This window comes from Streptomyces sp. NPDC007084 (genome assembly GCF_040703595.1).
In the GTDB taxonomy this organism is placed as follows: Bacteria; Actinomycetota; Actinomycetes; order Streptomycetales; family Streptomycetaceae; genus Streptomyces.
Map to the genome: position 1 here is coordinate 105,608 of NZ_JBEYFY010000017.1, position 21,653 is coordinate 127,260.

General features: G+C 72.1%; 15 protein-coding genes and 1 CRISPR repeat array. Of the genes, 11 read left to right on the forward strand and 4 right to left on the reverse strand.

From position 1 onward, the window contains the following. Positions 1-31: 31 nt before the first annotated feature. Positions 32-423: a CRISPR direct-repeat array (repeat unit 26 nt; unit sequence CTCACCTCCGCTCGCACGGAGAGAAC). A gap of 1,537 nt (positions 424-1,960) precedes the next feature. The 3 genes from panD to AB0912_RS17005 all read left to right on the forward strand — a co-directional run bounded on the left by panD (position 1,961) and on the right by AB0912_RS17005 (position 3,500). After that, positions 1,961-2,380, forward strand: coding sequence for an aspartate 1-decarboxylase (gene panD, locus AB0912_RS16995; protein ID WP_366700302.1), 420 nt, complete (start codon positions 1,961-1,963; stop codon positions 2,378-2,380). Between the two features lie 65 nt (positions 2,381-2,445). Further along, on the forward strand, positions 2,446-2,790 hold the full coding sequence (locus AB0912_RS17000) for a GNAT family N-acetyltransferase (RefSeq protein WP_366700304.1): 345 nt from the start codon (positions 2,446-2,448) through the stop codon (positions 2,788-2,790). Beyond that, positions 2,790-3,500 carry an arylsulfatase gene (locus AB0912_RS17005; protein WP_366700306.1) on the forward strand — a complete coding sequence of 237 codons (711 nt, stop codon included), beginning with the start codon at positions 2,790-2,792 and terminating at the stop codon, positions 3,498-3,500. The genes AB0912_RS17000 and AB0912_RS17005 overlap by 1 nt, the downstream gene beginning before the upstream one ends. 736 nt (positions 3,501-4,236) lie before the next feature. On the opposite strand, the gene gndA is transcribed toward AB0912_RS17005, so the two are convergent. After that, on the reverse strand, positions 4,237-5,676 hold the full coding sequence (gene gndA / locus AB0912_RS17010) for an NADP-dependent phosphogluconate dehydrogenase (protein WP_366700308.1): 1,440 nt from the start codon (positions 5,674-5,676) through the stop codon (positions 4,237-4,239). Between the two features lie 441 nt (positions 5,677-6,117). Between gndA and AB0912_RS17015 the strand changes: the two genes are divergently transcribed. Further along, complete coding sequence (locus tag AB0912_RS17015) at positions 6,118-7,419, forward strand: transglycosylase family protein (RefSeq protein ID WP_366700310.1); 1,302 nt, start codon at positions 6,118-6,120, stop codon at positions 7,417-7,419. On the opposite strand, the gene AB0912_RS17020 is transcribed toward AB0912_RS17015, so the two are convergent. Continuing rightward, the gene (locus tag AB0912_RS17020) at positions 7,409-9,049 is read right to left on the reverse strand and encodes a DMT family transporter (RefSeq protein ID WP_366700312.1); all 1,641 of its coding nucleotides are present in this window, start codon (positions 9,047-9,049) and stop codon (positions 7,409-7,411) included. The two genes, AB0912_RS17015 and AB0912_RS17020, sit on opposite strands and share 11 nt — an antisense overlap. A 210-nt stretch (positions 9,050-9,259) precedes the next feature. Between AB0912_RS17020 and AB0912_RS17025 the strand changes: the two genes are divergently transcribed. From AB0912_RS17025 to AB0912_RS17050, 6 genes are all read left to right on the forward strand, one after another. Then, on the forward strand, positions 9,260-10,045 hold the full coding sequence (locus tag AB0912_RS17025) for a (2Fe-2S)-binding protein (protein WP_366700314.1): 786 nt from the start codon (positions 9,260-9,262) through the stop codon (positions 10,043-10,045). Positions 10,046-10,361: 316 nt separating this feature from the next. Further along, a complete protein-coding gene (gene glgA / locus AB0912_RS17030) occupies positions 10,362-11,513 on the forward strand; it encodes a glycogen synthase (RefSeq protein ID WP_366700354.1) in 1,152 nt (383 codons plus the stop codon). Between the two features lie 82 nt (positions 11,514-11,595). Continuing rightward, complete coding sequence (glgC, locus tag AB0912_RS17035) at positions 11,596-12,816, forward strand: glucose-1-phosphate adenylyltransferase (protein ID WP_366700316.1); 1,221 nt, start codon at positions 11,596-11,598, stop codon at positions 12,814-12,816. 314 nt (positions 12,817-13,130) lie between these two features. Next, a complete protein-coding gene (locus AB0912_RS17040) occupies positions 13,131-15,464 on the forward strand; it encodes a GH92 family glycosyl hydrolase (protein WP_366700356.1) in 2,334 nt (777 codons plus the stop codon). Positions 15,465-15,619: 155 nt separating this feature from the next. Beyond that, positions 15,620-16,948, forward strand: a complete 1,329-nt coding sequence (locus AB0912_RS17045) for a wax ester/triacylglycerol synthase family O-acyltransferase (RefSeq protein WP_366700318.1) — start codon at positions 15,620-15,622, stop codon at positions 16,946-16,948. A gap of 102 nt (positions 16,949-17,050) precedes the next feature. Further along, positions 17,051-18,565 (forward strand): SDR family NAD(P)-dependent oxidoreductase, encoded by a 1,515-nt coding sequence (locus AB0912_RS17050; RefSeq protein WP_366700320.1) that lies wholly within the window; start codon positions 17,051-17,053, stop codon positions 18,563-18,565. Positions 18,566-18,763: 198 nt separating this feature from the next. On the opposite strand, the gene AB0912_RS17055 is transcribed toward AB0912_RS17050, so the two are convergent. Further along, on the reverse strand, positions 18,764-19,324 hold the full coding sequence (locus tag AB0912_RS17055; protein ID WP_366700322.1) for an HD domain-containing protein: 561 nt from the start codon (positions 19,322-19,324) through the stop codon (positions 18,764-18,766). A gap of 529 nt (positions 19,325-19,853) precedes the next feature. On the opposite strand from AB0912_RS17055, the gene AB0912_RS17060 reads away from it, so the two are divergent. Further along, positions 19,854-20,027 carry a hypothetical protein gene (locus AB0912_RS17060; RefSeq protein WP_266617685.1) on the forward strand — a complete coding sequence of 58 codons (174 nt, stop codon included), beginning with the start codon at positions 19,854-19,856 and terminating at the stop codon, positions 20,025-20,027. Positions 20,028-20,215: 188 nt separating this feature from the next. On the opposite strand, the gene AB0912_RS17065 is transcribed toward AB0912_RS17060, so the two are convergent. Continuing rightward, positions 20,216-21,559: an amidase family protein gene (locus tag AB0912_RS17065; protein WP_366700324.1), complete on the reverse strand. Its 1,344-nt coding sequence runs from the start codon at positions 21,557-21,559 to the stop codon at positions 20,216-20,218. Between the last annotated feature and the right edge of the window lie 94 nt (positions 21,560-21,653).

The following is a 21,653-nucleotide window of genomic DNA, read 5'->3' on the forward strand; positions in this document are numbered from 1 at the left end:
TGGCCCTGACCGGTCGACAGGAGCGCGGCGACTCACCTCCGCTCGCACGGAGAGAACCAGGACTCCAGCCCGAAGTTCGGCCGTGTGACCGACTCACCTCCGCTCGCACGGAGAGAACGAGCCAGCGCCCGCAACTCGCCGCACCCCGGGCGGCTCACCTCCGCTCGCACGGAGAGAACGACCAGTGCCACACCACCGGCACGGCCTTCTTCGGCTCACCTCCGCTCGCACGGAGAGAACTCCCACCACAACTCGGCCCGCAGGTTCATGAACGGCTCACCTCCGCTCGCACGGAGAGAACAGCGCGATGGAACGCCAGCTTCTCCTCGCCGACGGCTCACCTCCGCTCGCACGGAGAGAACTGATGGGTGGTGCTCACGTGGCCGGTGCGCGGCGGCTCACCTCCGCTCGCACGGAGAGAACACTTACTGACCTGGCACGTTAGAAGGGCTTTGTCATTTGTTGACGGTATCTCACCGCTTGAGGGGTGCGGTGTGGACCTGCGGAGAGACTCATCACGATGAGGAGCGTACGCGATCATCTTCTTGGTCCGGCTCCTCGAAATGTCGCTGGGTTCGGACGTCCGGCCGGTGACTTGGCGTTCCCTCTGCTTCTGTAGCAGAGCCCTCTACTTCGTAGTTACGTAGATGGGCGACAGCTTGGTGCATGCCGGACGATCCGAGGCGCCTTTTCTGATCGAGCTGAGGGAAGAGGAGTTGCACTGGCCGCGTCGGCGGTCACGAAGCGTACGGTGCGCTGAATCATCCCAGCGCTGATCGGGCGGCGTGAGAGGACGGCTTGGCTGGCTCGGCCTCGGTCTGTGGTGTGATGCGACATCATGCCTACGGCCGCCGACGCCGGATCAAAGATCAATTCGAGGGCTTGTCGGGCGAGAATGTGCCAAACGGCTTCGAGCGCGGTGGCGGGCGATCATGTCCAACAATCCAACGTGACCAAACTGTTGGTTTGGAGGTGGCGACCTCAGTGCGCCTTGCCGATCGGCTGTATCTCGCCTCCGTGCCAGGACATCGGTTCAACGGCGGCCCATGGGAATGAAGTTGCTGGAACATTCCTGGGCTCGGAGCTGCCAACGGCTGACGGCAGGCTTTTGTTGTCTGTGACGCTCGCTCAACAAGTCGCAACTACTAGCTTTAGATCCTCGTTGGGCGGGAGGTGTGCTGTGAACCTGTACATCGGGCCCTCCAGGCTCTGATCCTGACGCTCGGGATCTTGGCTGGGTGCGCAGTCTTCCGGCTGTGCAGGCGTCAAGCTCGCGAGGGTGCGCGTACCGCAGGTGACGATCTCGCGTTCCTGCCTCGGCAGAGCTTGTACTCCTGGACCCCCGGCTCCGTGGCCACCCGGTGGGCCCTGCTGGTGGACATTGCTGAGCATGGTGGCCACCTCCGACGTTGTCAGGAGGAGAATTCGACGCCGTGGCGTCGGCGTGACCAGCTGAGATTCTTGTCGACGTGTGGCTGTGCTTCTGAAGGCGTGATCACTCCTGCAAGGATTGCGTTTGGATCTCCGTCGCAGTGCAGGCGCGATTCCGTTCGGATCGAACCTGACTGCGAACTCCAGGATTCGGGCAACGTCGGTTCTGGGCAGGTCGAAATCTGCGACCACCGTTACTTCTTTTGCCCGTGTTTCATCGGGCGTCGCTGACCATGTGGGCTGTCTGATTCGACGGCCCGTAATGGCATCGATTCTTGCCGGACCCGAGTCGGGCTCTGTGCGGTCTTGGGAAGGCGGGCGCCTGTGCTGCGTGCTCTCTCCCGTGTAGTCGGGTGGTCGACGCAGGTCTGCCCCGCGGCTGACGGGTCATCGGGAAAGTCGGCATTGGGCCAGGGTCAGTCGTGGAAACCTGACGCTCCCTGCCTGAACATGCGACTCGTTGTACTCTGGCTGCACAGCCCTTGACCTGCAAAAGCGCAGGCAGGGAGCCGTCTCTCGGGAGTTCAGCATGCTGCGCACCATGTTCAAGTCCAAGATCCACCGCGCCACCGTCACCCAGGCCGACCTGCACTACGTCGGGTCCGTCACCATCGATGCCGAGTTGCTGGAGGCCGCCGATCTCCTGCCCGGTGAGCTGGTGCACATCGTCGACATCACCAACGGTGCCCGTCTGGAGACGTACGTCATCGAGGGGGAGCGGGGGTCCGGGGTCATCGGGATCAACGGGGCCGCCGCCCACCTCGTGCAGCCCGGTGATCTGGTGATCATCATCAGTTACGCTCAGGTCGATGACGCCGAGGCGCGGACGCTGCGGCCGAGGGTCGTGCACGTGGACCGCGACAACCGGATCGTCTCCCTCGGCGCCGATCCCTCCGAGCCGGTCCCGGGCTCGGACCAGCGGCGCAGCCCGCAGGCCGTCACCGTCTGAACCACGACGCCCCTGCCCGCGGCGGCGGCGCCGCCGGACCTGGAACCGAGCCCCGAGGAGTGGCCGTGAGCGACATCGAGATCCGCGACGACCGGCAGGCCGGACGCCTTGAGGCGTTCACCGGCGACGAGTTGGTCGGGCACATCGAGTACTTCGTCCTGGCGGAGCCCGCCCGCGCCCTCGTGCCCGTCCACACCATCGTGGAACCCGAGCACGAGGGCCACGGCATCGCCGGCTCCCTCGCCCGCGAGCTGTACGCCCTCGCCGCCCGCGAGGGCATCGTGGTCGCGCCGCTCTGCCCGTACGTCGTGAAGTGGGCGGAGCGCCACCCCGACGAGGCCCCGGCAGCTGACCCCGCGCTCCGGCAGGCCGCCCTGGAATGGCTCAAGGCGCACCCCGGGCGCTTCTGATGCCCGGGGACCCGGTCCCGGCCGGCGCGCCGCAGTCCGCGCCGGCCGGGTCCCTCGCCCTGCTGCACACCTCGCCCGCCCACATCCCCGTCTTCGACGCCCTGCGTGACACGGACCATCCGGGCCTGGACCTGCGGCACCTCGTCGCCGGGGAACTCCTGACGCGGGCCCGGCGCGAGGGGCCGGACGCGGTGGCCGACGACGTCCGGGCGCTGCTCGGCGAAGCCGTAGCCGCCGGTGCCCGGGCCGTGCTCTGCACCTGCTCGACCATCGGCGCCGTCGCCGAACGGGCCCCCGCCGGTGTGCCCGTGCTCCGGGTGGACCGGCCCATGGCCGCCGCCGCGGTCGCCACCGGCCCCCGGATCGTCGTCCTCGCGACCGTGGCGAGCACGCTGGAGCCGACGGTGGCCCTGGTCGAGGAGGAGGCCCGCCGTGCCGGTCGGTCCGTCGACGTCCGCACCGTGCTCGTGGACGGCGCGTTCGCGCTGTTCGAGGCGGGCGACACGGACGGGTGCGCCCGCCTGGTCGCCGTCGCCGCCGACCGCGTCACCGACGCCGACGTGATCGTCCTCGCCCAGGCGTCCATGACACCGGCCCAGGCACTGGCGACCACCACGATCCCCGTACTGTCGAGCCCCCGCCCCGGTCTTGCCGCCGCCGCGATCGCCGGTTCCGTCGTCGTCGTCGGCGCCAGTCAGCGGCAGCCGTAGCCCGGCCCGGCCACGTCCAGGCCCGGCCCGGGCCCGGCCCGGCCACGTCCAAGCCGACGCGTCCGCGTGACCGCTCCCAGAGACGGCGCCGTCTCCCCGGCACGGCGCCCACTCCCGGGAGCGCCCTCGCACCCCCGGTTGCCCCACCTGGCCCGTATCCCTCCCGCCACGGGGTGAGTGCATGGTCGGCTGCTGGGTACGCGGGGAACAGTCCAGGGCCGACGTACCGACAGGCTGGAGGACCGCCATGACGCAGCCGTATCCCGATCCCGTTCCGCCGGGGCCCACTCCGGGGCCGAGCCCTGAGCCGCCGGGGCCGTCACCCTTCCCGGACCCGGTGCCGGACCCCGGTGGCCCCGACCCCACGCCCGGGCCGCCGAGGCCGGACCCGACCCCCGGGCCGGGCGGCCCCGAGCCGGTACCGGGGCCCGAGCCCGTCCCGTCGCCGTCCCCGATCCCGAATCCGCCGGGCCCGGACCCCGTGCCGGAGCCCCAGCCGCAGCCGGGGCCGTTGTCGTAATAGTCGTAGCAACGGTCGTAACAAGGCCTGCAACAAGGCATGAGGCAAGGCCTGCGACGAAGGCCTGACAGGCGTGACAGCAGAACGGCCGAAGCCGCCACATCCCCGTCTGGACATCCCCGTCTGGACATCCCCGTCGGGACATCCCCGTCGGGGAGTGGCGGCTTCGGCCGTTCCGCGGGACCGCCGTAGAGCAGCCCGGCGGCCTGGAGTCCCTTACGCCTCGACCTCCGACCGGTCCCCGCCCCACAACGTGTGGAACGAACCCTCCCGGTCCGTCCTGCGATAGGTGTGCGCCCCGAAGAAGTCGCGCTGGCCCTGCGTCAGCGCGGCGGGCAGGCGTTCGGCGCGCAGGGCGTCGTAATAGGCGAGGGCCGCCGAGAAGCCGGGGACCGGGACACCCTCGCGGGTCGCGGCGATCACGACCTCGCGCCAGTCGTCCTGGGCGTCCGCGATCTCCTGGGCGAACGTCTCGTCCGACAGCAGGCTCGGCAGGTCGGGGCGGGCGTCGTAGGCGGCGCGGATGCGGTCCAGGAACGCCGCCCGGATGATGCAGCCGCCCCGCCAGATCGAGGCCACGGCACCGAGGTCGATGTCCCAGTCGTACTCGTCGCTGCCCGCGGTGACCTCGTGGAAGCCCTGCGTGTACGAGACGATCTTCGACGCGTACAGCGCCTGCTCCACCCGGTCCGCGAAGGCCGCCGCCTCCGCCTCGCCGAGCTGCCGCGCCTTCGGTCCCGCCAGGCCGCGCGAGGCCTCGCGCAGATCGGCGTGCCCGGACAGCGAGCGGGCGAAGACCGCCTCGGCGATGCCCGACACCGGCACACCCAGGTCGAGGGCGATCTGCACGGTCCAGCGGCCGGTGCCCTTCTGCTCCGCGCGGTCCTGCACCACGTCCACGAACGGCTTGCCCGTCGCCTCGTCCATGTGCGACAGCACCTCGGCGGTGATCTCGATCAGATAGGAGTCGAGCCGGCCGGTGTTCCAGGTGCGGAAGATGTCCGCGATCTGCGCGGGGGAGTACCCGGCGACGTCACGGAGCAGTTGGTAGGCCTCGCCGATGAGCTGCATGTCGGCGTACTCGATGCCGTTGTGGACCATCTTCACGAAGTGCCCGGCGCCGTCGGGACCCAGGTGCGTGACACACGGCGCCCCGTCGTCCGCCTTGGCGGAGATCTTCTCCAGCATCGGGCCGAGCGAGGCGTACGACTCGGTCGAGCCGCCCGGCATGATGCTCGGCCCGTGCAGCGCGCCCTCCTCCCCGCCGGAGACGCCCGTGCCTACGAAGTGGATGCCCTGCTCGCGCAGCGCGTGCTCACGGCGCCGGGTGTCCGCGAAGTGGGCGTTGCCCCCGTCGATGATCATGTCGCCGGGCTCCAGCAGCGGCGCGAACTCCTGGATCACCGCGTCCGTCGGGTCGCCCGCCTTCACCATGATCACCAGGCGGCGGGGGCGCTCCAGTGCCTCCACAAACTCCTTCGCCGTCTCGGCCGGGACGAACGTGCCCTCGTCGCCGAACTCCTCCACCAGCGCGTTCGTCTTGGCGGCGGTGCGGTTGTGCACGGCGACGGTGTAGCCGTTGCGGGCGAAGTTGCGGGCGAGGTTGCGTCCCATGACCGCGAGACCCGTGACGCCGATCTGGGCTGTAGTACTCATACGGTTTGGCTCCTCAAAGTAGTGCCCCCGGCCATCCTGACGCGTCGGCGGAGTCCGCGCAGAGGCGTGCGGGAGATCCGGGCGTCACCGGGAGGGCGGGTTTCGGCCAGGCCTCGATGGTGCGGCGCCCCGCCGCACGGGACGCGCACACACCGGAACGCCTCCCCCGGATCGTGGAACCCATGCCCGTGACCTCGCCCCGGCTTCGCTCCCGCCCCTCGTCCGACCGGGGCATCCGTGCCCCGCCGGCCACGGCACGACGCGGGGCCACGCCCCGGCCCGGAGCCGTGCCGGTCACCCAGCGTGCCGGGCGGGGATGGCCGACCGGGGCCCTCGGCAGGCGTCAACCCCCGTTCGGGAGCGACCGATTGCCACCTTGTCCTGGCCTGTTCCCCCCGCTTACTTTGGCCGCTCCTGACGCATGTCTAGGGGGGCTCCCTCATGGCCGCACGCGGTCGGCACCGCCGGTACCAGCCGAACAGGATCAACCGTGCCTCACTCACCGTCACGGTGGGCGGGGCGGGGATCGCGCTCCCGCTCGTCGGAACCGGAGTCGCCCACGCGGCCGATGTCGGCACCTGGAACAAGGTCGCCGCCTGCGAGTCCGGCGGGAACTGGAGCATCAACACCGGCAACGGCTACTACGGCGGCCTCCAGTTCAGCCAGTCCACCTGGGCGGCCTACGGCGGGACGGCGTACGCCCACCGCGCGGACCAGGCATCCAAGGACCAGCAGATAGCCATCGCCGAGAAGGTCCTCAAGGGCCAGGGCCCCGGCGCCTGGCCGGTGTGCTCGGTGCGCGGCGGGCTCACCAGGGGCGGCGGCACTCCCGACATCCACCCGGCGGGCGGCACCTCGCACACCACCCCCCAGCACACCCAGCGCTCGCAGCCCACCCAGCGCGCGAAGCCCGCGCAGCGCTCGACGCAGCCGTCCCAGCACACGAAGCAGGCGCCCACGCGCTCGGTGCGGGACGTCAAACCGCAGAACACCCCGCAGTCGCAGGCCGGCACCGCCGAGATGTACACCGTCGTCCACGGCGACACGCTGTCCGGCATCGCCGGCTCACGCCATGTCCCGGGCGGCTGGCAGGGGCTGTACGCCGCGAACCGTACGACCGTCGGTCCCGACCCCGACCTGATCCTGCCGGGCCAGCGGCTCGCCCTGCGCGGCACGGCGCCCGTCCCCGCGCACCCGCACACCGCGCCGGCGCCGGCGCCGGAGAAGCACCCGGCGAAGCGGACCTCCGCAGACAAGGCCGCCACCCACACCGGCACGCACACGAGCACAAGCACAAGCACGCACACGAAATCCCACACGACGACCACCAGGAAGACCCACACCCTGGTCGCCCCGGTGCAGGCGGCGACCGGCACGCCCTACCGCGCCGCCGGGCCGTCCTGGTCGAAGGGCTATCACACGGGCGTCGACTTCCCGGTCGCGACCGGGACCTCCGTCGCGGCGGTGGCCGCTGGGCACGTGGTCACCTCGGGCTGGGGCGGTTCCTTCGGCTACCAGGTGGTGATCCGGCACGCCGACGGCCGCTACACCCAGTACGGCCACCTGTCGGCGATCTCCGTGAAGGCGGGCCAGAGCGTCGTGGCCGGTCAGCGCATCGGCCGGTCCGGGTCCACGGGCAACAGCACGGGCCCGCATCTGCACTTCGAGGTGCGGACGGGGCCCGGCTTCGGCGCGGACATCGACCCGGTGGCGTACCTCCGGGCCGGCGGCGTCAGGATCTGACCCGGGTGCGGTGGTGCCTGACGAACGGCATCGGCACGTAGGGCACTCCGAACATGGCGGTCAGGTACGGCACCTCGTCCCTGGCCGCCGGTTCCCGCGCGACGACGGCACTCACGCCGGTGCCCGCCGCCCCGGAGGGAGCGACCGCCTCGGCGCCGACCGCGGTGGCGCCGACGGCCGTAGCGCCGACCACGGAAGCGCCCGCCGCCGTAACCTCCGCCACCGGAGCCTCGGCCCCGGTCACCTGCCCGGGCGGCGGAACAAGCGGTGGAACGAGCGCCGGAACCAGTACGGCTCCGCCACCGGGCGGTGACTCCGGTACGAGTACGGGCCCGCCGTCGGGCCCAGCCGTCAGGGCCGACACCGAGGCCGTCAGCGCCGGCAGCGTGCCGTCGGCCGCCGACGGCCCGACCGTCAGTGCCTCGGCCGACTGCGGCACCGGCAGATACAGGCTTTCGTGACCCGGCTGTTCCGGCAGCCCGGCCAGCAGTTCCCGGACGCGCGCCTCGGAGGCCGTGAGCGTCGTGAGAGCGCTCAGGTCCGAGGGCGCGGCCGGGCCGACGGGAACGGCAGGGCCGAACGGGCCGGGGACCAGCGCTCCGAACGCTCCCTCGACGGCCGCCGCGCTCTCACCCCTCGCCGCGATCCCATCCCTCGCCACGGACTCACCGGTCGCAGCCACGGACTCACCGGCCGCAGCCACGGACTCATCAGCCAGAGCCGCGGATTCATCGGCCGCCGCGAGCGCGCCGCCGGTCAAGGACTCGCCGCCCGCCGCGGACCGCGCCGCCCCTTCCGCGCTGTCGCTGATCCGTGCCGTGGTGAGCAGGATCAGACCGCCCGCCGCGACCACACCGCAGCCCAGCGCGAGCGCCGTGCCGGTGGTGCCGTAGCGGAAGGTTTCGCCGAACATCGTCAGGCCGACGGCCGCCGCCACGACGGGGTTGACGACCGTCAGGGTGGCGAGCGGCGCCTCCAGGCCCGCCCCTCGGTAGGAGGCCTGCGAGAGCAGCATGCCGGCGGTCGCGAAGACCCCGATCGCGGCGAGGCTCGACAGGTCGGCGAGCGAGACGTGCCGCGACCAGTCCACGGCGACGGTCTTGGTGTACACCGACGACATGCTGAACGCGATGCCCGCCGCGATGGCGAGCAGCACGCTCCGCACCGCCGGGTGCCGGTGGGCGGCGCGACCCGCCACCATGAGGGCCACGACCGAGCCGCCCGCGACCACGCCCAGCACCAGACGCTGGGCACTGCTCAGGGAGTTGGAGTCGGAGGCGCCGACCAGCGACAGCAGGCCCGCGAGACCCACCGTGGCCATGATCGCGCCGCGCCAGGCGGCGACTCCGGCCTTGCGGCGGACGAAGAGGGCCGCCATCGGGAGGGCGAAGACGATGGTCAGCGCGCCGAGCGGCTGGACGAGGCTCAGCGGGCCGAAGGCGAGGGCGACCACGTGCAGCAGTCCGCCCAGGCCGGTCAGTGCCACGGCCGCCCACCAGGCGGGGCGGCGCACCGGCGCGTAGGCCTGGCCGGGGGAGGTCAGCGCGACCTGCTCCTGGATGATGGCGCCGCCCGCGTACGCGACGGCCGAGACGATCGAGAGCACCACGGACAGAGCGAGGGCACTCATGAGTCCCTCCTCTGCGTACGGCGCGGGGCCTCGACCCGGCGCGACGAACGGTCGGCTTCCATGGGAACAACGATGCCCTGCGATTTAGTTCTCGTCGTCGTCCCTGAGCAGTCATTGGCTCCTACTGCCGATGGAGTACGGATCGGGCGGTGTCCTCCCCAAGGTGGGCGACACCACGGAGTGATCCACTGGTGGTACCCCCTACGGGACTTGGTACTACTGCTGTTCGTGGACCTCGACCCCCAACTGGCGGCGCTCGGCGCGCTCGGCGGCTTCTTCGCACTACGCACCGGCGTACCCCCGCACGGTCTCCCGCGGACCCTCGCACACGCCTACGCGGCCCCGCGACCCGGCACGCCCGAGGACGCCGACGACGATCCGACGGCTCTCCGGCGCCGGGCACCTCACGACGACCCGGTCGCTTTCCGGGTCCGGAAGGTGGCCGACGGTATCGGGGCGCCGGAGCCGCGGGTCGCCGCGTCGGTGGCACAGCAGGGGCTCGCCGCCCGCCTCTGGTCGATCGCGCTGGGCTCCGCCGTGGTCTACGGGCGGCTGCCCGACCTCGACCCGGAGCTGCTCCACTGGGACCCGGACGCCGGTGCCCCGGACGACCTGTGGCTGGCCGAGGTCCGCGCCCGGCCGGTCGCCGACCTCGACGCGATGGTGCGCGCCGGGCATCTCGTCCCGCTGAACGCGGCCCTGCGCTCCCGGTACCGCGTCGCGCCGGCCCTGTTGTGGGGCAACGCCGGGTCCGCGCTGGCCGGCGCCGTACGCCAGCTCGACCGCTGGGCGCTCGCCCACGGGCGCCCGGAGGCGGGGGAGCGGGCCGGGACACTGGCCGCCGGCCTCTTCGCCCACCCGGATCTGGCCGGTACGCTCGACCCGCGCACACTGCGGCGCCGCAGTTGCTGCCTCTATTACCGGGTGCCCGGCGGCGGGGTCTGCGGCGACTGCTGCTTCGACCGGCCACCGGGCCGCGCACCCGGCCCCAGCTGACAGACCGCACGACGCCCACGTGACGGACCCCCACCACCCCCAACCCACAGCCGGCGGCCCCGCCCCGAGGCCGCCCGCGTGACGGACCCCCACCCCCAGCCGGCGGCCCCGCAGCCCGCCCGAGCCGGCGGCCCCGCCCTACCCCCAGCCAACGCCCCCGCACCGCGCCCCATCCGAGACAACCGGGCGCCACCGAAACACCCCGCCCGCACCCCGCCCGCACCGCGCCGGCGGAACCAGTTCCCGCACGCTCTTCCGCATCGGCGTCAACTGAGTGACCATGAAGGGCATCTGCCGACTACGACAGGGGTTCTGTGTGCGCGTGGGCCTGCTGACCCGGGAGTACCCGCCGGACGTGTACGGCGGCGCGGGCGTCCATGTCGAGTTCCTGGCGCGGGAGTTGCGCGCGCTCACGGATCTCGACGTGCACTGCTGGGGCGAGGGCGGGGCCGGCGGGGTGGTCCGCCACCGGCCGTGGCCCACGCTCGACGGCGCCAACGACGCCCTGCGCACCTTCTCCGTGGACCTCTCCATCGCCGCCTCCCTCGAAGGCCGCGAACTCGTCCACTCCCACACCTGGTACGCCAACCTCGCGGGCCACTTCGGGAAACTCCTGCATGGCATCCCGCACGTGATGACCGCCCACAGCCTGGAGCCGCTGCGCCCCTGGAAGGCCGAGCAACTCGGCGGCGGCTACGCCCTGTCGAGCTGGGCCGAGCGCACCGCCATCGAGGCGGCGGACGCCGTGATCGCGGTCTCCGGCGCCATGCGCGACGACATCCTCGGCTGCTATCCGGCCCTGGACCCCGCCCGGGTGCGCGTCGTGCACAACGGCATCGACACCTCCCTGTACCGGCCCGACCACGGCACGGACGTCCTGGAGCGCGTCGGCCTGGACGCCGCCCGGCCGTACGTCCTGTTCGTCGGCCGGATCACCCGGCAGAAGGGCGTGCCCCATCTCCTGCGCGCGGTACGGGACATCGACCCGGCCGCTCAGGTGGTGCTCTGCGCGGGCGCCCCCGACACCCCGGAGATCGACCGCGAGTTCCGGGAGCTGTACCAGGAGTTGAGCGCGGTGCGCGACGGCGTGCACTGGATCCCGCAGATGCTGCCCCGCCCGGACGTCATCCAACTCCTGACCCACGCAGCCGCGTTCGTCTGTCCCTCGGTGTACGAGCCGCTCGGCATCGTCAACCTGGAGGCGATGGCCTGCGGTACGGCGGTGGTCGCCTCGCGGGTCGGCGGCATCCCCGAGGTGGTCGAGGATGGCGAGACGGGTCTTCTCGTGTCCCTGGACGACGACTTCGAGGCGGGTCTCGCGACCGCCCTGGACGCCGTGCTCGCCGACCCGGAGACGGCTCGGCGCATGGGCGAGGCCGGACGGCGGCGCGCGGTCGGGGAGTTCGGCTGGGACGCCGTCGCCCGAAGGACCGTCCAGTTGTACGAGGAAGTCCTCAAAGCGGGGTAGTGGTCGGGCAGGCGCATTTTTCGAACCAACGGCCGGACCCGCACAGCCGGGACGGCCGGACCGGGCTTAGAGGGGCGGCGGCATGCGGCGCGGTGGACCTTCGGTGCTGGGAATCGTACTGGCGGGCGGTGAGGGCAAGCGGTTGATGCCGCTCACGGCCGACCGGGCGAAACCAGCGGTGACCTTCGGCGGTACGTACCGCCTCGTGGACTTCGTCCTGTCCAATCTCGTCAACGCCGACATCCTGCGCATCTGCGTCCTGACGCAGTACAAGTCGCATTCGCTGGACCGGCACATCACCACCACCTGGCGGATGTCGAGCCTGCTCGGCAACTACGTGACGCCGGTGCCCGCGCAGCAGCGGCTCGGGCCCCGCTGGTACCTGGGCAGCGCGGACGCGATCCTCCAGTCGCTCAACCTCATCCACGACGAACAGCCCGAGTACGTCGCGGTGTTCGGCGCGGACCACGTCTACCGGATGGACCCCCGGCAGATGCTGGAGCAGCACATCGAGGGCGGCGCGGGGGTGACGGTGGCCGGGATACGGGTGCCCCGCTCCGAGTCGTCCTCCTTCGGCGTCATCAGCCCCGGCTCGGACGGGCAGACCGTGCGCGGCTTCCTGGAGAAGCCCGCCGACCCGCCGGGCCTCGCGGACGACCCGGAGTGCGTCTTCGCGTCGATGGGCAACTACATCTTCACCACCAAGGCCCTCGTCGAGGCGCTCCAGCGGGACGCCGAGGACCAGAACTCCGTGCACGACATGGGCGGTTCGATCCTGCCCGCGCTCACCGAGCGGGGCGAGGCGCAGCTCTACGACTTCAGCGACAACCACGTCCCCGGCGAGACGACCCGCGACCAGGGCTACTGGCGGGACGTCGGCACGCTCGACGCCTACTACGACGCCCACATGGACCTGATCGCCGAGCGGCCGGCCTTCAACCTGTTCAACCGCAACTGGCCCATCTACACCAGCTCCGGCCAGCTCTCGCCGGCCCGCTTCAACGCCGGGGGCATCGCGAGCGAGTCCATCATCAGCGCGGGGTCCCTGATCCGGGGCCAGGTGACCCGCTCGGTGCTCTCGCCGGGCGTGCTGGTCGACCCCGGCGCCGTGGTGCAGGGCTCGATCCTGCACGACAACGTGAAGATAGGGCGGGGCGCGGTGGTGCGCGGCGCCGTCCTCGACAAGAACGTCGAGGTGCCGCCGGGCGCGACGATCGGCGTCAACCCCGAGCGGGACGCCGACCTCTACACGGTCTCCCGGGGCGGGGTGATCGCGCTGGGCAAGGGCCAGCGCGTTCCGTAGCCCGCCGGTCGCGGCGGCCCGGGACCCCGGCCGTCACGCGTGGACGCACGGCCCCGGGCACCCGGCTCACCGAGCGGGTGCCCGGGGCCGTTCCATGCCGGTCTTGTCATGTCCCTGGACATGCGGCGGAGTCGCGTGCTGTCATGCCAACTGCCGCGGATGACGACGTCGCACCTTCTGACAACGATGTCATCCCGTCCGGACGCGACGCGTCCCGGGGACACCGGCCGGTTGCCGGGAAAGCCGGCCGCCCGACCCGACCATGCAAGAAGACAACGACAACGATGTCGATCACCCCACCGGAGGTCTCCCGCATGAGATGGACCCGGCGCCTGCGCCTGTGCACGGCCGGGCTGGTGACAGCGTCCGCGCTGCTCGTCCTGCCCACCGCACAGGCCGCCGAGCCGCGCGACGGCCAACTCACCGATCTGGTCAACCCGTTCATCGGAACGGAGAACGAGGGCAACACCTATCCCGGCGCCGCCGTGCCCTTCGGCATGGTGCAGTTCTCGCCGGACACCGGTCACAACACCGGCTACGACCACGCGCAGAACCACATCCGCGGCTTCTCGCTCGTCCACCTGTCCGGCGTCGGCTGCGGGCTCGGCGGAGACCTGCCCGTGCTGCCCACCACGGGGGACATCACCCGGACGGACTACGCCCAGTACGCGGCCGAGTTCGGGCACGACACCGAGTCGGCGAGCCCCGGTTCGTACAAGGTCGGCCTGAAGAGCGGCATCGAGGCGGAGCTGACGGCCACCGCGCGCACCGGTGTGCAGCGCTACACGTTCCCGGCCACCGACAAAGCCAACGTGCTGCTGAACGCGGGCCAGTCGCTGCACAAGACGGTCGCCACCCAGGTCGAGATCCTCGACAACCGGACCGTCCGCACGGCGATCACCGGCAGCGGCTTCTGCCAGGGCACCGAGCCGTACACCGTGTACACGATCACCCGCTTCGACCGGCCGTTCACCACCTCCGGCACCTGGAACGGCGACACCGTCACCGAGGGCTCCGCCAAGACCTCCGGCACCACCGGCCGCACCGGCGCCTTTGTCCGCTTCGACACCACCAAGGACCGCACGGTCGAGGCGACCACCGCCCTCTCCTACGTGGACGCGGCGGGCGCGGCCGTCAACCTCCGCGCGGAAGGCGGCCGTTCCTTCGACGCGGTCCGCGGCGCCGCCCGGCGGGCCTGGGAGGACCGGCTCGACGACGTACGGGTGAAGGGCGGCACGGACACCCTGCGCCGCACCTTCTACTCCTCGCTCTACCGTTCCTTCCTCGCGCCGAACGTGGGCAGTGACGCCGACGGCCGGTACACCGGCTGGGACCAGCGGGTCCACCGGGCGAAGGGGTTCACGTACTACCAGAACTGGTCGCTGTGGGACACCTACCGCACCCAGTCGCAGCTCCTGTCGCTGCTCGCGCCGCGCGAGGCGCGGGACATGGCGATCTCCGTCATCCGGATCGACGAGGAGAGCGGCTGGCTGCCCAAGTGGGGCTACGCCACGGCCGAGACGAACATCATGACCGGCGACCCGGTCACCCCGTTCCTCACCAACGCCTACCAGCAGGGCCTGCTCAAGGGCTACGAGGACCGGGCCTACCGCGCGCTGAAGAAGAACGCGGACGGCGTGCCGCCCGCCGGCTCCCCGGCGGTGGGCCGCGAGGCCAACCGGGAGTACATCGCGAACGGCTTCGCCCCCTACGTCAAGGGCCGCCCGCACGCGAAGCCCGGCGACTCCGACTACGACCACGGCGCCTCCGCCACCCTGGAGTACGCCCTGTCCGACGCCATGCTCGGCGAGATGGCCCGCGACCTCGGCCACCACCAGGACGCGGCGCGCTATCTCGCGCGGGCCCAGAACTACCGCGCGATCCACGACCCCTCGACCGGCTTCTTCCGCGCCCGGGACGCCGCGGGCGCCTTCACCGGACCCGCCGACCCGGCCGAGAGCGAGGGCTTCCACGAGGGCACGTCCTGGCAGTACCAGTGGCTCGTGCCGCAGGACCTGCCGGGCATGGTCGGCCTGATCGGCGGCAAGCAGGCCGCGAACGACCGGCTCGACTCGTTCTTCGCCTACGACCAGCTCCTGAAGGACCCCGCCAAGACCGCCCGCGAGGTCTGGGTCAACGGCCCGTACGCCTACTACAACGCGGACAAGTACAACCCGCAGAACGAGCCCGACCTCATCGCCCCGTACACCTACCTGTCCACCGGGCAGCCCTGGAAGACCACCGACGTGGTGCACGCGGCGCTGACCCTCTTCACCGACGCGCCGACCGGCATGACCGGCAACGACGACCTCGGCACCATGTCCGCCTGGAACGTGCTGTCCTCGATCGGGATCTTCCCGGTGCAGCCCGGCTACGACACCTGGGGCCTGTCCACCCCCGTCTTCGACCGCGTCGACCTCACCCTGGACCGCCACTACTACCCGCGCGGCGCCCTCACGGTCACGGCGCCGGGCACCTCGGACACCGACCGGTACATCCAGTCGGCCCGCGTCGACGGATCGTCGTACGGCCGCACGTACCTGACGACCGGCAAGCTGCGCGGCGTCCGCTCGCTCGCCTTCACGGTCGGCTCCGAGCCGTCCGGGTGGGGAACGGCCGCCTCCGCCGCGCCCCCGGCCCTGAAGTGACCGCCCGCGTGTCCTGACGTGACCGAGTCCCGCCCCTCACCGGAGGGGCGGGACTTAATCCGGTATTAACTGTGCGTAGCCTGATCGTACTTGACCGTAATCGGGGGTCCGGGTTTGACTGACGGTTCACCCGTCGCCGACGCGAGAGCAAGCCTTTGACCTCCGATGTGCTCGCACCACTCGACCTGGCCTTCTGGAACATCGAGTCCGCCCGGCATCCCATGCACCTGGGCGCCCTCGGCGTCTTCGCCGCCCACTCGCCGACGGCCGGCGCCCAGGCGGCGGACCTGCTCGCCGCCCGCGCCGCCGCCGTACCCGGGCTGCGTATGCGCATCCGCGACGTGTGGCAGCCGCTCGATCCCCTCGCCTTCGGCGGCGCGACCCGCGAGCCCGTACCCGACTTCGAACCCCTCGACCACGTCCTGCCGCACGCGCCGACCGCCGACTTCCACGCCGAGGCCGGCCGGCTGATGGAACGCCCGCTGGAGCGCGGCCGGCCGCCCTGGGAGGCGCACGTCCTGCCCGGCGCGGACGGGGTGTCCTTCGCGGTTCTCTTCAAGTTCCACCACGCCCTCGCCGACGGGCTCCGGGCCCTCATGCTGGCCGCGGCCCTCATGGACCCGATGGACCTGCCGGAGCCCCGCCCCCGCCCGGCCGAGCCGCCCCGCGGCCTCCTCCCCGACGTCCGCAGGCTCCCCGGCCTCCTCCGCGGCACCCTCGTGGACGTGGGCCGCGCCCTCGACATCGGCGCCTCCGTCGCCCGCGCCACCCTCACCGCCCAGTCCTCGCCCGCCCTCACCTCGGACCCCACCGGCACCCGGCGCACGGCGGGCGTGGTGATCGACCTGGACGACGTCCACCGGGTCCGCAAAACCGTCGGCGGCACCGTGAACGACGTCCTGATCGCCGTCGTCGCCGGGGCCCTGCGCCGCTGGCTGGACGAACGCGGCGACGGCAGCGAAGGGGTCGCCCCCCGCGCCCTCATCCCCGTCTCCCGGCGCCGCCCGCGCGGCGCGCAGCCCCAGGGCAACCGGCTCTCCGGCTACCTGATACGGCTTCCGGTGGACGATCCCGACCCGCTCGGCCGGCTGCGCGCCGTCCGTACGGAGATGGACCGCAACAAGGACGCCGGGCCCAACCGGGGCGCCGGCGCGGTCGCGCTGCTCGCCGACCACGTGCCGCCCCTCGGGCACCGGCTCGGCGGCCCGGTCGTCGGCCAGGCCGCCCGGCTGCTCTTCGACATCCTCGTCACCAGCGTCCCGCTGCCCAGCCTCGGTCTGCGGCTCGGCGGCTGCCCGCTCACCGAGGTCTACCCCTTCGCCCCGCTCGCCCGCGGCCAGGCCCTCGCCGTGGCCGTCTCGACCTACCGGGGGAGCGTCCACTACGGCCTGGTCGCCGACGCGGAAGCCGTCCCGGACCTCGATCTGCTGGCCCGTTCGCTCACCGAGGAGGTCGACGCGCTGATCGCCGCCTGCACACCTTGATCACCACGGGTTTGGTGCCGCGCGCGATTGCTCCGTAAAATTCCGCCTTCGACAGCGAGCGCGGTCCGAACGCGGCGCACAACCCGAGGAACGGCAGCAGCGATGACGGTGACAGACGACGGCCGGGCGACCCCCGCCGCGGACACGACAGAGGCGGCCGACGTCGCGTTCGGTCCCGGTATCGACCCCGAGCGGCTGGCCGTCTGCCTCAGCGTGCTCGACGAACTCGACAAGATCGACGTCGACCACCCCGACGCCATCGCCGTGCGCCGCGCCACCGCGGGCGTCTACCGGACCGTGAAGCAGCGCCGCCGCCAGGAGCGCCGCGCCGCCAAGACCGCCCACGACAAGCAGGTCACCGAGTCCACCGCGACCGGCTCCGCCCAGCGCATCGACGACGAGACCGAAGGCCTCCTGCCGTCCTCGGTGACCGAGGAGGGACGGATCGCCGGGATACTCCAGCGCCCGCGCTCCTGCTACACCTGCAAGACCCGCTACGTCGAGGTCGACTACTTCTACCACCAGCTCTGCCAGGACTGCGCCGCCCTGAACCGCTCCCGCCGCGACGCCCGCGCCGACCTCACCGGCAAGCGCGCCCTGCTCACCGGCGGCCGGGCCAAGATCGGCATGTACATCGCGCTGCGGCTGCTGCGTGACGGTGCCCACACCACCATCACCACCCGCTTCCCGCACGACGCGATCCGCCGCTTCAAGGCCATGGACGACTCCGCCGACTGGATTCACCGCCTGGAGGTCGTCGGCATCGACCTGCGCGACCCCGCGCAGGCCGTGAACCTCGCCGAACGGGTCGCCGAACAGGGCCCGCTCGACATCCTGATCAACAACGCGACGCAGACCGTACGCCGGCTGCCCTCCGCCTACGCCGCGCTCGTCGAGGGCGAGAGCGCCCCGCTGCCGGCCGGCGAACTGCCCGCCCACCACGTCATCGGCGCCTTCAACTCGGGCGCCGTCGACGGACTGACCGCGCTGCCCGCCGGAGTCTCGGGCCTGGACGCCCAGAAGGTCGCCGACCTCGCCCTGGTCGCCGGCAACGCCAGCGTGGTCCGGCACCGCGACGGCACCGCCATCGACGCGGGCGGCCTGCTGCCCGACGTGGTGGACAGCAACACCTGGGTGCAGACCATCGAGCAGATCTCCCCGGTGGAACTGCTGGAGACCCAGCTCTGCAACTACACGGCGCCGTTCATCCTCATCAGCGGGCTGCGCCCGCGTATGGCCGAGGCCGCGCGTCTCGCGTCCACCGGGCGCTCCTACGTCGTCAACGTCTCCGCGATGGAGGGCGTGTTCGGCCGCGGCTACAAGGGCGCGGGCCACCCGAACACCAACGCGGCCAAGGCCGCCATGAACATGGTGACGCGCACCAGTGCCCAGGAGATGTTCCAGACCGACGGCATCCTGATGACCTCGGTCGACACCGGCTGGATCACCGACGAGCGCCCGCACTACGACAAGCTCCGCCTCGCCGACGAGGGCTTCCACGCCCCGCTGGACCTGGTCGACGGCGCGGCCCGCGTCTACGACCCGATCGTCCGCGGCGAGCAGGGCGAGGACCTGTACGGCGTCTTCCTGAAGGACTACGCGCCGGGCAAGTGGTAGAGGGACGGCGCGTTCGCGTGACGTGCCGTCAGTGAGCGGCGCCGGTGCCGTCCGGTCGAGCCAGCCGTCCGGTCTGCCGGCCTTTCGGTCAGCCGCCCGTGCGGGGTGCCGGTCGTGCGGTCTGCGGTCCGCCGGCCGCGTGGTCTGTCGGTCTGCCGGTCGTGCGCTCTGCCGTCCGCCGGTCAGCCGGTTTGCCGGTCAGCCGGCGGTGTCGAGGCGGGTGGCGCGGGCCGCGACGAGTTCCAGGACGGTACGCCAGTCCTCCATGACGCCCGCGTCCAGTCCGACGACCTTGCCCGCGTCGTCGGCCTGCCGCAGGGTCACCGCGTCCTCGGCCAGCGGGTCCCGCTCGAAGGCGGCGACTTCCCGCGGGCTCATCGCACCGCCCTGGGCGGTCAGCGTCAGCGCGCTCCGCGAGGACAGCCCGCGGTCCGGCGAGGTGGCCGCCAGATAGCGCTTCGCCGCCACGTGCAGATGGACGAGGCGGGCCACCCGGTCGCCGAGCAGCGGCCGGACCGCCTCGGCGGCGTGTGCCGCGTGCCCGGCGTCGTCGCCCGGCCTGAGCAGATGCCCGATGTCGTGGACCAGCCCCGCGACCTGGAGTTCCTTGTCGCTGGGGCGCTCCCGGCGCAGCAGCGCGGCGGTCTGCAGGGCGTGATCGTGCAGATCGACCGGGTCGCCGCTGCCGTCCGGCGTGTCCCACGCGCCCCGGCAGGCGTGCAGCAGATCCATCAGATCGTCGACGCCGCGCAGTTCCATGCGTCGGTCCTCCCCGGAGAAGAGCCTGTGCCGGGCGCCAGCAGACCATGACCTCCTTGCGAACCGGCCAACGGCACCTGAACCGCACACCACCTCCGGTGTCCGGCATGCGGGACGATTCCGGGTCGTCCGTCACATCAGGCTGGCCCGGGAGACCTCCCGATGCCCTGCGTCAGGGTCGGAATTGAGCCGAATGGGTGGCGGCGAAGGGGTGCATCATGTTTCAAATCGCCGCAGATCGGGGCCTGGTGAGGCTCTGGGGGACGCGCGACGGTAACGCGAAGTTTTCGGCCCCATCGAGCAGTCACCTGCTCATTTGGTTACTCTGTAGCCGACGGACAGCCTTACTGGGGTCCACCCACACCCACGGTCCGTCCCGGGACAAGCCGGTCACCACGGCCTGCTCTCACCCGAGTTACCGGCGCCACCGCGTCCCTAACTGCCTTCGACTCACGCCCGAGCGGACGTCAGGCGACCGGAGCAGACCGGCCCGCGTCCCGAGGGTGACCCGACACATAAGGAGTGCGCGGTGACACCAGAGAAGACGAATCGAGATCAGCGCCCCAAGGAACGCACGGAGCGCGCCGGCGGTGCCGACATCAAGCTCGGCAGCCTGGACGTGTGGGCCAGGTCCGCCCCGATCCGCCTCGCGGGCTACGAGGACGACCTCGCCGAGCCCCACATCCTCCCCAGCGTCGACTGACCGGCGCCGGGTCCGGTCACCGACGGCATGGGCGTGCGTGGTTCACGCCCATGCCCGTACCCCGCAGGACAGCCGCGGCCGACGACCGGCCGCGGCTCCCGTTTTTTCCGGGCGGAAGCGAACCCGCCGTCCGCCGAGCCCGCCGGACCGGCCGAGCTGATGGGGCGGGGCCGATCGGCCCCGCCGAGTCAGTCGAGCCGGGCGGTGCGTCGCCACGGGTTGAGGACCTCTAGCTGGGCCGCGACGTCCAGCAGGGCCGCCTCGGAGCCGGGGCGGCCGACGAGCTGTACGGCGCAGGGGGCGCCGCCCGGGAGGGTTCCGAACGGGACCGCCATCGCGGGCCAGCCGGTGAGGTTCCACGGCGGAGTCATCGGCGAATAGGTGGTGTTGGCCAGGATGTTGCGCAGCCAGCCCCGCTCGTGCCACGCCACCGCGGCGGGGCTCCGCCGGGCCAGGGCCGGGGTGAGCAGCACGTCGTGCTCCGTGAAGAACGGCGCCAGCCGCGCACGCAGTTCCTCCCGGCGCGCTCCCGTACGGACCCCGGTCACGAAGCGGCGTCCGACGGCCGCGTGCACCCGGGTGCGGCGGGACAGCGCGCGCGGGTCGAGATCCTCGGCGTCCACCGCCGTGCCCGCAGTCCAGTGCGCGAGCGAGGTCGTGCTCAGCCACACCGGGTACGGCGGGTTCGCGCGGCGCACCCGGTGGCCCGCCTCGGCCAGCAGGGCCGCCGCCTGCCGCGCGGCGGTCGTATACGGCCGGGAGACCCGGACACCGGCCAGCGGGCTGCGCGTCGAGACGGCGACGGTACGAGTCACGGGCTCCTCGGGCGGCGCCGCCGGCCCGGTGCCCGAGAGGACGGAGAACATCAGCCGGGCGTCCTCGACCGTCGTGGCCAGCGGACCGTTCTCCGACATGCCGAACCAGTCGCCGTGGCCGATCCCGGCCGGGATCACCCCGTGGCCCGGCTTCAGGGCGACCAGTCCGCAGTTCGCGGCGGGGATGCGCAGGGAGCCCATCCCGTCGTTGCCGAGCGCGACCGGCGCCATCCCGGCGGCCACCGCCGCCGCGCTTCCGCCGGACGAACCGCCCGCCGAGCGGGACAGGTCCCAGGGGTTCCGGGCGATGCCGTACACCCCGTCCGTGGTGCCGAACACGCACAGCTCGGGCACGTTCGTCAGCCCCACCACCACGGCACCGGCGGCCCGCAGCCGGGCCACCGTCACGTGGTCCTCGTCCTCGGGGGCGTCCGGGGTCGCGGCCGAACCGTCGCGCTTCGACTCGCCGCGCACCGCGAGGTTGTCCTTGACCGCCACCGGAACCCCCGCGAGGGGAAGGTGCCCGAGGTCCCGCGTGAGCACCTCGTCCGCCTCGGCGAGCGCGGCCTCGGCGCGCACCGTACGGAAGGCGCCGACCCGGCCGTCGAGGCGTTCGATCCGCGCGAGGTGTTCGGCCACCACCTCGCGGGGGGTGACCCGCTGTTCGCGGACGGCCGCGGCGATCTCGGTGGCGGTCCGGCCTACCCAGGTGGTCACAGGCGCTCCTCGTTCCGTGTCCCATGGCGTACTGGCGAGTAGTACGCGTACGGGGTGCACTCTGCCCGCCCGGGACCGCCGCGTCGAGAGCCGT

What these genes read in the sequence shown, in the direction of transcription:
- panD (WP_366700302.1), top strand. Translation starts at nt 1,961, where the DNA reads ATGCTGCGCACCATGTTCAAGTCCAAGATCCACCGCGCCACCGTCACC.
- AB0912_RS17055 (WP_366700322.1), bottom strand. Translation starts at nt 19,324, where the DNA reads ATGGAACTGCGCGGCGTCGACGATCTGATGGATCTGCTGCACGCCTGC.
- AB0912_RS17020 (WP_366700312.1), bottom strand. Translation starts at nt 9,049, where the DNA reads ATGAGTGCCCTCGCTCTGTCCGTGGTGCTCTCGATCGTCTCGGCCGTC.
- gndA (WP_366700308.1), bottom strand. Translation starts at nt 5,676, where the DNA reads ATGAGTACTACAGCCCAGATCGGCGTCACGGGTCTCGCGGTCATGGGA.
- AB0912_RS17050 (WP_366700320.1), top strand. Translation starts at nt 17,051, where the DNA reads ATGACGGTGACAGACGACGGCCGGGCGACCCCCGCCGCGGACACGACA.
- AB0912_RS17005 (WP_366700306.1), top strand. Translation starts at nt 2,790, where the DNA reads ATGCCCGGGGACCCGGTCCCGGCCGGCGCGCCGCAGTCCGCGCCGGCC.
- glgC (WP_366700316.1), top strand. Translation starts at nt 11,596, where the DNA reads ATGCGGCGCGGTGGACCTTCGGTGCTGGGAATCGTACTGGCGGGCGGT.
- AB0912_RS17040 (WP_366700356.1), top strand. Translation starts at nt 13,131, where the DNA reads ATGAGATGGACCCGGCGCCTGCGCCTGTGCACGGCCGGGCTGGTGACA.
- AB0912_RS17015 (WP_366700310.1), top strand. Translation starts at nt 6,118, where the DNA reads ATGGCCGCACGCGGTCGGCACCGCCGGTACCAGCCGAACAGGATCAAC.